The following is a 10,529-nucleotide window of genomic DNA, read 5'->3' on the forward strand; positions in this document are numbered from 1 at the left end:
TGCCTCCTGGCCGGGCGCAATAACAACAACTCAAAGAGGTTTTCCCCCATGAAGCGTTCCTTGCTTGCCCTTGTCCTGCTGGCCGCCCTTCCCTTTGCCGCCTCTGCGCAGGATGCCAAGAGCGGTCTCTCCTATAACTATGTGCAGGGCGGCTACGTCGGCACCAATACCGACGCTGGCGACGCCGACGGCTGGAGCCTGGGTGGCTCGGTCGCGGTGCATCCGAACGTGCACCTGTTCGGCAACTACACCAGCCAGAACGTCGATGGCGTCAATGCCGACTTCGACCAGTGGCGCGTCGGTGCCGGCTACAACAAGTCGTTCTCGCCGAAGGCCGACTTCGTGGCCAACGTGGCGTACGAGAAGTACGACCTCGGCGGCGGCCTGGACTTCGACGGCTATAGCGCCGAGGCCGGCGTGCGTGGCGCACTGACCCCGATGCTGGAAGGCTATGCCCTGCTCGGCTACGAGGACGGCGGCGACTTCGACGGCGACGCCTACGGCCGCCTTGGTGCGCAGGTGAAGTTCAACCAGACCTGGGGCGTGGTGGCCGACGTCAAGATCGCCGACGGCGACACCCAGTACTTCGTCGGCCCGCGCATCACCTGGTAATCCGCACGGCAAGATCGGCGAACAGCCCATCCGGGATGTCCGCCAACGAAAACGCCCGGCACATGCCGGGCGTTTTTCTTTCTGCACGCCGGCAAAAGAGGCGCAGCAACACGGTCGTCAGGGGATCAGTCGCCGAACAGCGACTGCGGGTATTCCGCCTTGCGCTCGCGGGCCATCAGGCGCTTGAGGCCTTCGGCCGGGGTGATGTCGCCGTGCAGGACGTCACGCACATTCTCGGCGATCGGCAGCTCGATGCCGTGGCGCTGCGCCAGCCGCATCACTTCGTCCGCGGTCTGGATGGATTCGACCACCTGGCCGATCGCGCGGACGGCATCCTCGATCGACTGACCGCGGCCCAGGGCCAGGCCGAGCCGGCGATTGCGCGAGAGGTCGCCGGTGCAGGTCAGCACCAGGTCACCCAGGCCGGCCAGGCCCATCAGGGTTTCCGGACGCCCGCCGATGCCGATGTTGAGCCGCAGCATCTCGTTGAGGCCGCGCGTGATCAGGCCGGCACGGGCATTCAGGCCCAGCCCCATGCCGTCGGCGACGCCGGTGGCCACCGCCAGCACGTTCTTCATCGCGCCGCCCAGTTCGGCGCCGCACATGTCGTCGCCGGTGTAGGCGCGGAAAGCGGGACCATGCAGCGCATCGGCGACCTGCTGGCAGAACACCGCATCCTCGGAATGCACGGTCAATGCGGTCGGCAGGCCTTCGGCCACTTCCTTGGCGAACGACGGACCGGTGACGACGGCCAGCGGCACGTCATCGCCCAGCACTTCGCCGGCGACCTCGTGCAGGAAGCGGCCACTGCCGGGCTCGAAGCCCTTGGTCGCCCATGCCACGCCCGCGCCCGGCTCGCGCCACGGTGCCAGCGCGCGCAAGGTTTCGGCAAAGGCGTGCGAGGGAACGACGACCAGCACCAGGTCGGCATCGGCCATCGCCTCCGGCAGTGCGGTGGTCGCGCGCAGGCTGCCCGGCAGCGGAATGCCGGGCAGGTAGCGGGGGTTCTCGCCGGTCGCTTCGATCGCCGAGATCGTGGCGGCATCGCGACCCCACAGCACGGTCGCGTGACCGTGCCGTGCGATCAGCGCGGCCAGCGCAGTCCCCCAGGAGCCTGCCCCGAGAACCGCGACCGCCGGTTTTTTGCTGGACTGCGTCATGCAGTCGACAGGTTACGCGTTGCCGGCGGTTTCGGTGTTGGCCAGCTCGCCGCCGGCCTGCTGCGCAACGCGCTGGCGCAGGGTTTCGCCGTACAGCGCATCGAAATTGATCGGCTGCATCGGGAACGGCGGGAAGCCGCCGGAGACGATCAGCTGACCCACCGCGGCGGAGGCATACGGGTACAGGATGTTCGGGCACTGGGTGCCGAGCATCGCGTCGAGGATGTGGTCCTCGAACCCGCCCAGGCCGAACACGCCGGCCTGCTCGACTTCGGCCAGGTAGGCGGTGCGACCATTGATGGTGCAGGTCAGGGTGATGCCCAGGCTGACCTCGAAGGCGTTCTCGCCGAGGCGCTGGACCTTCTGGTTGAGCTTCATCTGCAGGTCCGGCTGGCCCTGTTCGTTGAACACCTGCGGCGCATTCGGCGCCTCGAAGGACAGATCCTTCACGTACAGCTTCTCGACGGTGAAGGTCGCGCCTTGCGGCTGGGCGTCGGCGAGCGGGGAAGCGCCGTTCAGGATTTCATCGGACATGGTGGCTCCAGGAATTGCACATGGATGCGCGGTGGGGCGCGCGGAGTGAAGACGGCGATTATCGCACCGCGAGGCGCTTGCTGCCTGAGTTGGGGCGGCCGGGCGGTTTCGCAAGCGCCGGCCAGGCCGGCGCGGCGGGTCAGCGTCCCTTGACCAGCGGCAGGTCCGCGCCCTGCCAGGCCTGGACGCCGCCCTCGAGCACGTTGACGTTGGCGAAACCGGCCTTGCGCAGGCGCTTGGCGGCGCCGCTGGCGGTCTCGCCGGACTTGCAGACCAGCACCACCGGCAATGCCTTGGCCGGGGCCAAGTGCTTGTTCTCGGGATCGAACTGGGCCATCTGCACGTTCTTCGCGCCGGCGATGTGGCCTTTCTCGAAGTCCGCGGCGGGGCGCAGGTCCACGACCAGGGCGTCGTCGCGATTGATCATCCCGGTCAGCTGCGCCGGGCCGATCCGGCGGAAACCGCTGAAGCGGCCGGCGATCTCGTTGTAGAGCAGGGCCAGGGTAATGCCGGCCAGTGCCAGCGAGAGGATCGGGTGGCGGCCGGCGAAAGCGACCAGTTCGGCAAACGTCACGGGAATGACCGGGTGGTGCGGGGCGTGGATTGTACCCGCGCCGCGCTCAATCGCCCTGCCACAGGTCCGGCAGGCCGCTGAGCAGCCACCAGGTCTTGGCCGTCTCGTCGTAGCGCCAGCGCTCGCGGTAGCGGACGGTGCGCTCGGTCAGTGTATTGCGGTTTATCACCCCGATCTCGACATCGCGCACCATCACTCCACTGGGTTCGACGGTGCCGCCCATGTCGCGATAGGTCGAGATCTGCACCTGCTTGTAGCGCGAGAAATCGATGTCGGTGAGCGGCTTTTCGGCGCGCAGCTTCGGATCGACCAGGGTCCACGCGCCCTCGAAATCGCCCCAGCGGATCGCCGCGGAATAGGCGTACTGGACTTCATCCAGCGCACTGCCCTTGCTGGCGTGCGTCTTCGGGCAGCCCGCGAGCAGGGCCAGGCAGCACAGCAGCAGGCAGCGCAGCAGCAGTCGTGGCATCGCGGTTCCTCCGGTGGATGCCCGCATCCTAACCGCTCGACGGCGGCCGGCGGGCTCAGTCGCGGGCGATGGCGACGTAGCGTCCGACCAGCACCGCCGCCACGCCGCCATCGGCCAGCAGGGTGCGCGCCTCCATGCGCACGCTCGCCCGGCCCTTGCCGCGCAATGCGCCGGGCAGGTCGATGGCATCGGCGGCGTTTTCGCCGGCGGTGTCCAGGCGCACTTCGACCAGCAGGTCCTCGTAGACCGGCTTGAGGTAACGCACGCGGCTGTCGGCGACATAGATGTCCGCCTCCAGGCCGGCTTCCGCCAGCTTCAGGAAGGCCAGGCCCCAGCCGGCGATGGTCATCAGCGAGCTCAGGCTGCCGCCGAACGCGCAGCCCTTGTCGTTGACGTTGGCATCCAGCGGTGCGTGCATGCGCAGGCAACCGTCCTGCCAGTCGAGCACGCTTGGCTGCATCGCCGCGACCGGCGGCATCGCCATGTAATGCGCGGCCAGCGCTTCGAGCAAATGATCGGAAGAGGAAACAAGGGAAGGAATCGACGGGGAGGTGATCTGCATCGCGCAAGCCTGACGCAAGCAGCAGCACCATGCCAAGCTGTATTGATGATCCGACGCGCCACCCGGGCATCGCCACTCGCCGACTGGACCGTGCTGTCGCTGCGTCCGCGTGGCCAGCATGCGGGCATGCGCAGTGCCGCCGCACGCATGGGCGCACGCGTGCTGGCGCTGTCGCCTCTGGCGATCGAAGCGCGCGGTGATGCCGCCAGCCGCAAGGCATTGGGCGAGGCGCTCGACGCCGACATCGTGCTGTTCACCAGCCCCAATGCCGTGCGCGCGGCGGCCGCCTTGCGGCGCTTGCGTCGTGCCCGCCGGCAAACGCTGCTGGCGGTCGGTGATGGCACCCGTCGCGCGTTGCAGCGGCTCGGGATCGAGGCCGTCGCACCCACGCGCATGGACAGCGAAGGCCTGCTGGCGATGCCGCAATTGCAGGCGGTCGATGGCATGCGGATCGGCCTGGTGACCGCGCCGAGCGGACGCAACCGGATCGGGCCGACGCTGCAGGCACGTGGTGCCGACCTCGTGCGTGCCGATGTCTACCAACGCATACCGTTGGACATCACCGAGGTGCGCTGGAAGGCGTTGGCTGATGCCCTGGCGAAGCCGCAGCGTGTCGTGTTGGCACTTAGCAGCGCGGAAGCACTGGATGCCGTACTCCGCCAGCGTCCCGCCAAACTTGAAACGTCGCTGCGACGGATCGCGGTGGCCGCCGCCAGCGAACGCCTTGCACAGGTCGCACGCGACGCCGGCTTCCGGCGTGTCGCGGTGGCGGCTGACGCGCGCCCGGCCGCCCTGCTGCGCGCCGCCGCCGATGCCTTCGTTTAGCATCGCCGGGTGAGCACGCCGACGCCTCCCCCGCCCGTCGCACCCGCACGCCGTTCGCGCGCCGGAGCCGCGTTGCTGTGGGCGTTGTTCGCATTGCTGCTGGTGGTCGCCGGCATGTTCGGCTGGCAGCACTGGCAGGCGCAGGAACAACAGCAGCGATCGCTGGCGGAACAACAGCGCACCGCGCTGGATGCGCGCGTGGACACGTTGCTGCAGGCGCAGCGCGCGCAGGCGCAGCGCCTGCAGCAGGCCGAGGCCACCAACCGCGTACTGCGCGACGAACTGCTCGGCATCGGCCAGCGCGCGGCCCTGCTCGAAGACAGCGTGTCCAAACTGGCGGACCCCGACCGCCACGGCGCGCAGTCGTTGCGGCTGGACGAGATCGAACTGCTGCTCGGCATCGGCCAGCAACGCCTGCGCCTGGACGACGACATCGACGGCGCGCGCCGCGCACTGGCGCTGGCCGCTCCGCTGCTCGACGGCCTGGACGACCCGGCCTACCTCAACCTGCGGCAAACGCTGGCGCAGGAACAGGCGGCGCTGCAGGCGCTCGGCGCGGATCCGCGCATCCACGCCAATGCGCTGCTGGAACGGATCGCGGACGGCATCGCCGGCAGTGCGCCGCCGCAGCCGGCGCCATCGCTGCGTGAGCCCTGGTACCAGCGCCTGCTGGGACGCTTGGTCCATCGACAGCCCACGGCATCGGCCGGGCTGCAACAACGCCCCGACCGCGATGCCGCACTCGCCGCGCTGCAGGTCGAATTCAGCCTCGCCCGCGCCGCGGTGGAACGCCGCGACACCGCCGGTTTCCACAACGCACTGACGCGCATCGACGGCTGGCTGCAACGGTTGCTGGCGGGCTCCGCGGGCCTGCCGCAGAAGCGCCGATTGCTGGCCGAATTGCAGGCCATGCCGTTACGGATGGAATCGCCACTGGCCGGCACCAGCCTGCAGCAATTGCGGGCCTTGCGCGGCAAGTGAAGCCCCGCTCTCACGCAATGCTTGCAGGGCCCCTGCGATGCTCACGACACCCCTGAATCGGCGGTACCGCCTGGAGGCGCGATGACCCTGTTCCGCAGCGTGCTGTTCTGGCTGGTCCTCGCCGTGCTGGGCGCACTGCTTGCGCAGGTGCTGCTGCAGGATCCCGGCTACGTATTGGTGCGGTTCCGCGGTACTGACTACAGCACCACCGTGGCTGTCGCCGTGGGCCTGCTGCTCGCGCTGATGCTTGGCATGGCTTTGTTATGGACCTTGCTGCGGCTGCCGTTCCGCGCCTGGCGACGGCATCGTGCGCGGCAGGCACGGGCGAAGCTGACGGATGGCCTTGCGGCCTACCAGCGTGGCGACTATGCCCGCGCCGAACAGTTGCTCGCACAGGCCGCCGATGGTGGCGATGCCGAAGCGGTCGCACGCACGCAGGCCGCCCGCGCGGCACTGGCGCGTGGCGATGAAGCCGCGGCGAACGCGCATCTCGACGGCTTCGGCGAACGCCATCCTGCGGCGCGTGCGATGCAGCGCGCGCAGTTCGCACTGGCGAACGGTCGTGCCGCTGACGCGCTGGAGGCACTGGAGGTTCCGGCGGCGCAACCACTGCCGCCGCGCGGGTTGCGCCTGCGCGCCGAAGCCTTGGCCGCCAGCGGACGCAGCGCCGAGGCCTACGGCCTGCTCGGTGCCCTGCGCCAGCAGCAGGCTTGGCCGGCATCGACACTGGATGCCTTGCAGGTGACATGGGCCGCGCAATCCCTGCAGCAGGCCGGCGACGCCAATGCGCTGGCGGATCGTTGGGATGCATTGCCCGAACCACTGCGAATCAGTGCGCCCGTCGTCACCGCGTATGCGTCCCGCGCCGCGGCCATGAACTGGGACGAAGCCGCGACCCGCAGCATCGAACACGCGCTGGATGCGCAATGGGATGAAGCGCTCGTCGGCCTGTATGGCCAGCTCCCGGTGGGCCGCTTCGATCATCGCCGCGCGCAAGTCGAGCGCTGGCTGCCCGGGCATCCGTCCAGCCCTGCCCTGCTGCTCGCCGCCGCCCGCATCGCCCATGCACAAGGGCATGCGCCGCAGGCGGAAGCGTGGCTGCATCGCGCGATTGCGCAGGGTGCGGGCGCGCCGGCCTGGGAACTGCTCGGCGACGGCGCAGTCCGCAATGGCGACGACGCCGGCGCACGCATGGCCTATGCGAATGCCTTGCGCAGCCAGCGTGGCGAAGCCGTTCTCGACCTGCCCGGCCGTGGGCTTCGCCAGCAGATCGCCGACACCGCGGCGGTCGAGGAACGCAACGAGCACGGCCTGCCAAGCCTGCGCGGCTGATGCAGGTTCCCGCCATGCGGCGATAATGGCCGAATGACCAAGATCCCCGGCATCGACACCGTCCGCGACTACCTCACCGGCCTGCAGGATCGTATCTGCGCGGCGATCGAAACCGCTGACGGCGATGCGCGTTTCGTCGAGGATCCGTGGCAACGCGATGCCGATGACGCCAGCACCCATCTGCGCGGCGGCGGCCGCACCCGCATCCTCCGCAATGGTGCGGTCTTCGAGCAGGCCGGGATTGGTTTCTCCGATGTGTCAGGGACGAAACTGCCGCCATCGGCAACCGCGGCACGACCCGAACTTGAAGGCGCATCGTGGCGCGCGGTCGGCGTGTCGCTGGTGTTTCATCCGCGCAACCCGTACCTGCCAACCACCCATGCGAACGTGCGCCATTTCCGCGCCGAGCGCGACGGCGAAACCGTGGCCTGGTGGTTCGGCGGCGGCTTCGACCTGACCCCGTTCTATCCGTTCGACGAAGACGTGCAGCACTGGCACCGCACCGCCCGCGGCCTGTGCGAACCCTTCGGCGGCGAAGAACGCTACAACGCACACAAGCGCTGGTGCGACGAGTACTTCTTCCTCAAGCATCGCAACGAGACGCGCGGCGTCGGCGGCCTGTTCTTCGACGACCTGCACGGCGACTTCGACAACGACTTCGGCTACATGCAGGCGGTAGGCAACGGTTTCCTCGATGCTTGGCTGCCGATCGTCGAACGCCGCAAGGACATGCCGTTCGGCGAGCGCGAACGCCAGTTCCAGCTCTACCGGCGCGGCCGCTATGTCGAGTTCAACCTGGTGTTCGACCGCGGCACCCTGTTCGGCCTGCAGAGCGGCGGCCGGACGGAGTCGATCCTGATGAGCCTGCCGCCGCTGGTGCGCTGGGAATACGGCTACGCGCCAGAGGCCGGCAGCGACGAGGCGCGCCTGGCCGACTACCTGCAACCACGCGACTGGCTTGGCGAATCCGATTGACGCCGCGGCAGCGCGGCGCGCTTGATCAATCTTCGTCGCGCTTCTTCACCACGCTGATGCTGCCGTTGGTTTCCAGCAGCGCCAGTTCGACGTCGGACGCATCCTCGACGCCGTTCATCCGCAATGCTTCGTCGAAATCGCTCCGGCTCACCAATTCGCGCCGCAGCACCCGTTCGAACACGCGGCCATCGCGCGCCAGCACCACAGGCTCGCCTTCCACGAATTTCTCCACCTTGCGATAGCGCGAGGTCACGAAGGCCACGCCGTAGTTCAGCGCGATCAGCGTGGTCGCCATGATCGTCGCGCCGGTCAGCGAGTTGTCGCCGCCGTTGATGCCGTTCTGAACCGCGTTGCCGATCAGGATCAGCAGCACCAGGTCGAACGGGGTGAACTGCCCCACGGCGCGCTTGCCGGACACGCGCACCAGCACCATCACCAGTGCGTAGATCGCGCAGGCGCGCAGCACGAAATGCCACCATGGCGCGGACAACTGGAACAGGTCTTGCATGGGAATGCGCTCGCGGCTGCCGAATCGGCAAGAGCATCCCACAGGCGCATGATGTCGCGCTCATGCGGCGAACCTGGGGATGGCTCCTATACTCGACCGCACACGCCTCGCACGGAGTGACCGCATGCCACGCAACCGCTTGATCGCCTTGGCGCTTGCCGGCTGGATCGCGCTCCCCGGCATTGGTGGTGCTGCAACGCCGGCGTCGAAAGCGCCATCAGTGCGCATCCAGACCGCGTCCGGGATGGTGGAAGGTGTCCGCGATGATGGCCTGGCCATGTTCAAGGGACTGCCCTATGCCGCGCCGCCGATCGGCGACCTGCGTTGGCGCGCGCCGCAACCCGCGAAGCCCTGGCAGGGCGTGCGCAAGGCAGATGCGTTCGGCAAGGCCTGCATGCAGGCACCGGGTGCGGCGCTCGCTGCCGGCGCGGGGGATATCGGGTCGATGAGCGAAGACTGCCTCACCCTCAATGTGTGGACACCGGGCACCGAGGGTGCGACGCGGCCGGTGATGGTCTGGATCCATGGCGGCGCGCTGGTGTTCGGCGCAGGCAGCCAACCCATCTATGCCGGCAAGCCGCTGGCCGAGCGCGGCGCGGTGGTGGTCAGCCTCAACTACCGGCTCGGGCCGCTGGGGTTCTTCGACCATCCCGCGCTGGCGGGCAGTTCAGGCAACAACGCGAATTTCGGCCTGCTCGACCAGGTCGCCGCGCTGCAATGGGTACGCGACAACATCGCCGCCTTCGGCGGCGATCCCCGCAACGTGACGATCTTCGGCGAGTCCGCCGGCGGCCAGAGCGTGCTCGCCCTGTTCGCTTCGCCGAAGGCACGCGGCCTGTTCCAGCGCGGCATCGTGCAGAGCGCCTACGGAATCCCGAGCAGCACCCGCGCGAAGGCCCGCAGCGTCTCGATCAAGGTGGCCTCGACGCTCGGCGTGGACGGCACCGCGGCCACTGCCGGGCAACTGCGCGCGATCCCGGCGCAACGCTTCGCGACGGCCTCCCAGGGCGAAGGCATGAGCCTGGCTCCCGGCTTCGTCACCGGCGACGCCGCCCTGCCCGAGACGATCCTCGCCAGCTTCCAGAAGCAGCGCCAGGCGAAACTGCCGTTGATCATCGGCAGCAACAGCGACGAGGCCACGGTGGCGGCGGCATTCGGGCTGGACACCGCCGACGTGGTGAAGCGCCTTGGCGCTGGCAGGATCCTGCTGAAGCCGCTCTATCCCGGCATGACGGACGATGCCGAACTCGGCCGACAGGCGGTGCGCGACCTGGTCTTCACCGCATTCGCGAAGCGCATTGCGTACCTGCATGCGCAGCGTGCACCCACTTGGCGCTACTACTTCAGCCATGTGCAGACCGGGCTGAGACCGCGACCACCGGGCGTGGGCCACGGCAGTGAAATCGCTTTCGTGATGGGCACCGGCGATTCCTGTCGCTGCCTGGGCGTGCCGTTCTCCGACGCGGATCGCGCGGTCTCCCGCACCGTCGGCGACTACTGGTTCGCGTTCGCCCGCAACGGCACGCCCACCGCAGGCGGCGCACCCGCCTGGCCGAAGGACGCGACGCGACGCGCGCAGGTGATGGAGTTCACCGACACGCCCACCGTACAGACCAACTTCATGCAGGCACGCCTCAACGTGATGATCGGCGCTCTGAAGGGCATCGGCGGCTACCTCGGCAGGAAGGAATAGACACAGATCGGTGCACTTCTTGGCGGCAACGTCCCGTTGCGAGATACCGCATGGAGAAGAGCCCCCTTGGTAAGGGGGCGCGGCGACAGCCGCGGGGATCGGGTGCACTAGCCGGGGCCCAAAGTTTGCAAAGCGAACTTTGGGTTTTTATGGCCGCCAGAAAGGCGGCCATAAAAAAGGTTCATCACGGAAGTCCGGGGAGCGCCCACAAAAAAAGGAACGGCGGATTCGGGTGAAGATGTTTGTGCGACCAAACGTCTAAACCGAAGCCACCGTTCCCATGTCAGATAGTAAAGCTTGCCTA

General features: G+C 68.3%; 13 protein-coding genes. 6 read left to right on the plus strand and 7 right to left on the minus strand.

Annotated elements, in window-relative coordinates; genetic code table 11:
- Nucleotides 1–48 precede the first annotated feature (48 nt).
- Nucleotides 49–612 carry a diffusible signal factor-reguated Ax21 faimly protein gene (locus ACE3T8_RS11835; RefSeq protein ID WP_374609396.1) on the plus strand — a complete coding sequence of 188 codons (564 nt, stop codon included), beginning with the start codon at nt 49–51 and terminating at the stop codon, nt 610–612.
- Between the two features lie 125 nt (nt 613–737).
- On the opposite strand, the gene ACE3T8_RS11840 is transcribed toward ACE3T8_RS11835, so the two are convergent.
- The 5 genes from ACE3T8_RS11840 to ACE3T8_RS11860 form a co-directional block, all read right to left on the minus strand.
- A complete protein-coding gene (locus tag ACE3T8_RS11840) occupies nt 738–1,772 on the minus strand; it encodes an NAD(P)H-dependent glycerol-3-phosphate dehydrogenase (protein ID WP_374609397.1) in 1,035 nt (344 codons plus the stop codon).
- A gap of 12 nt (nt 1,773–1,784) precedes the next feature.
- The gene (gene secB, locus ACE3T8_RS11845) at nt 1,785–2,306 is read right to left on the minus strand and encodes a protein-export chaperone SecB (RefSeq protein ID WP_374609398.1); all 522 of its coding nucleotides are present in this window, start codon (nt 2,304–2,306) and stop codon (nt 1,785–1,787) included.
- A 139-nt stretch (nt 2,307–2,445) separates the two neighbouring features.
- Nucleotides 2,446–2,880, minus strand: coding sequence for a rhodanese-like domain-containing protein (locus tag ACE3T8_RS11850; protein ID WP_374609399.1), 435 nt, complete (start codon nt 2,878–2,880; stop codon nt 2,446–2,448).
- Nucleotides 2,881–2,926: 46 nt separating this feature from the next.
- A complete protein-coding gene (locus tag ACE3T8_RS11855) occupies nt 2,927–3,349 on the minus strand; it encodes a hypothetical protein (RefSeq protein ID WP_374609400.1) in 423 nt (140 codons plus the stop codon).
- Between the two features lie 55 nt (nt 3,350–3,404).
- Complete coding sequence (locus ACE3T8_RS11860; protein ID WP_374609402.1) at nt 3,405–3,911, minus strand: YiiD C-terminal domain-containing protein; 507 nt, start codon at nt 3,909–3,911, stop codon at nt 3,405–3,407.
- A gap of 45 nt (nt 3,912–3,956) precedes the next feature.
- Here ACE3T8_RS11860 and ACE3T8_RS11865 point away from each other — a divergent pair, with 45 nt between their 5' ends.
- From ACE3T8_RS11865 to hemF, 4 genes are all read left to right on the plus strand, one after another.
- A complete protein-coding gene (locus tag ACE3T8_RS11865; RefSeq protein WP_374609403.1) occupies nt 3,957–4,736 on the plus strand; it encodes a uroporphyrinogen-III synthase in 780 nt (259 codons plus the stop codon).
- 9 nt (nt 4,737–4,745) lie between these two features.
- The gene (locus ACE3T8_RS11870; protein WP_374609404.1) at nt 4,746–5,717 is read left to right on the plus strand and encodes a hypothetical protein; all 972 of its coding nucleotides are present in this window, start codon (nt 4,746–4,748) and stop codon (nt 5,715–5,717) included.
- Between the two features lie 81 nt (nt 5,718–5,798).
- Nucleotides 5,799–7,049, plus strand: coding sequence for a heme biosynthesis HemY N-terminal domain-containing protein (locus ACE3T8_RS11875; protein WP_374609405.1), 1,251 nt, complete (start codon nt 5,799–5,801; stop codon nt 7,047–7,049).
- A gap of 33 nt (nt 7,050–7,082) precedes the next feature.
- Complete coding sequence (hemF, locus tag ACE3T8_RS11880; RefSeq protein WP_374609406.1) at nt 7,083–8,024, plus strand: oxygen-dependent coproporphyrinogen oxidase; 942 nt, start codon at nt 7,083–7,085, stop codon at nt 8,022–8,024.
- A gap of 25 nt (nt 8,025–8,049) precedes the next feature.
- On the opposite strand, the gene ACE3T8_RS11885 is transcribed toward hemF, so the two are convergent.
- Nucleotides 8,050–8,532 (minus strand): DUF421 domain-containing protein, encoded by a 483-nt coding sequence (locus tag ACE3T8_RS11885; RefSeq protein ID WP_374609407.1) that lies wholly within the window; start codon nt 8,530–8,532, stop codon nt 8,050–8,052.
- Between the two features lie 124 nt (nt 8,533–8,656).
- Here ACE3T8_RS11885 and ACE3T8_RS11890 point away from each other — a divergent pair, with 124 nt between their 5' ends.
- Nucleotides 8,657–10,225 carry a carboxylesterase/lipase family protein gene (locus ACE3T8_RS11890; RefSeq protein WP_374609408.1) on the plus strand — a complete coding sequence of 523 codons (1,569 nt, stop codon included), beginning with the start codon at nt 8,657–8,659 and terminating at the stop codon, nt 10,223–10,225.
- Nucleotides 10,226–10,332: 107 nt separating this feature from the next.
- On the opposite strand, the gene ACE3T8_RS11895 is transcribed toward ACE3T8_RS11890, so the two are convergent.
- The coding region (locus ACE3T8_RS11895) for a hypothetical protein (RefSeq protein ID WP_374609409.1) at nt 10,333–10,529 on the minus strand (197 nt) is incomplete at its 5' end.

The sequence above is a fragment of the Thermomonas sp. genome (genome assembly GCF_041919455.1).
Lineage (GTDB): Bacteria > Pseudomonadota > Gammaproteobacteria > Xanthomonadales > Xanthomonadaceae > Thermomonas.

Bases quoted from the DNA above. Each gene is read 5' to 3' on its own strand.
- ACE3T8_RS11855 (WP_374609400.1), bottom strand. From the start codon at position 3,349: ATGCCACGACTGCTGCTGCGCTGCCTGCTGCTGTGCTGCCTGGCCCTG.
- ACE3T8_RS11875 (WP_374609405.1), top strand. From the start codon at position 5,799: ATGACCCTGTTCCGCAGCGTGCTGTTCTGGCTGGTCCTCGCCGTGCTG.
- hemF (WP_374609406.1), top strand. From the start codon at position 7,083: ATGACCAAGATCCCCGGCATCGACACCGTCCGCGACTACCTCACCGGC.
- secB (WP_374609398.1), bottom strand. From the start codon at position 2,306: ATGTCCGATGAAATCCTGAACGGCGCTTCCCCGCTCGCCGACGCCCAG.
- ACE3T8_RS11885 (WP_374609407.1), bottom strand. From the start codon at position 8,532: ATGCAAGACCTGTTCCAGTTGTCCGCGCCATGGTGGCATTTCGTGCTG.
- ACE3T8_RS11890 (WP_374609408.1), top strand. From the start codon at position 8,657: ATGCCACGCAACCGCTTGATCGCCTTGGCGCTTGCCGGCTGGATCGCG.
- ACE3T8_RS11865 (WP_374609403.1), top strand. From the start codon at position 3,957: ATGATCCGACGCGCCACCCGGGCATCGCCACTCGCCGACTGGACCGTG.
- ACE3T8_RS11835 (WP_374609396.1), top strand. From the start codon at position 49: ATGAAGCGTTCCTTGCTTGCCCTTGTCCTGCTGGCCGCCCTTCCCTTT.
- ACE3T8_RS11860 (WP_374609402.1), bottom strand. From the start codon at position 3,911: ATGCAGATCACCTCCCCGTCGATTCCTTCCCTTGTTTCCTCTTCCGAT.
- ACE3T8_RS11840 (WP_374609397.1), bottom strand. From the start codon at position 1,772: ATGACGCAGTCCAGCAAAAAACCGGCGGTCGCGGTTCTCGGGGCAGGC.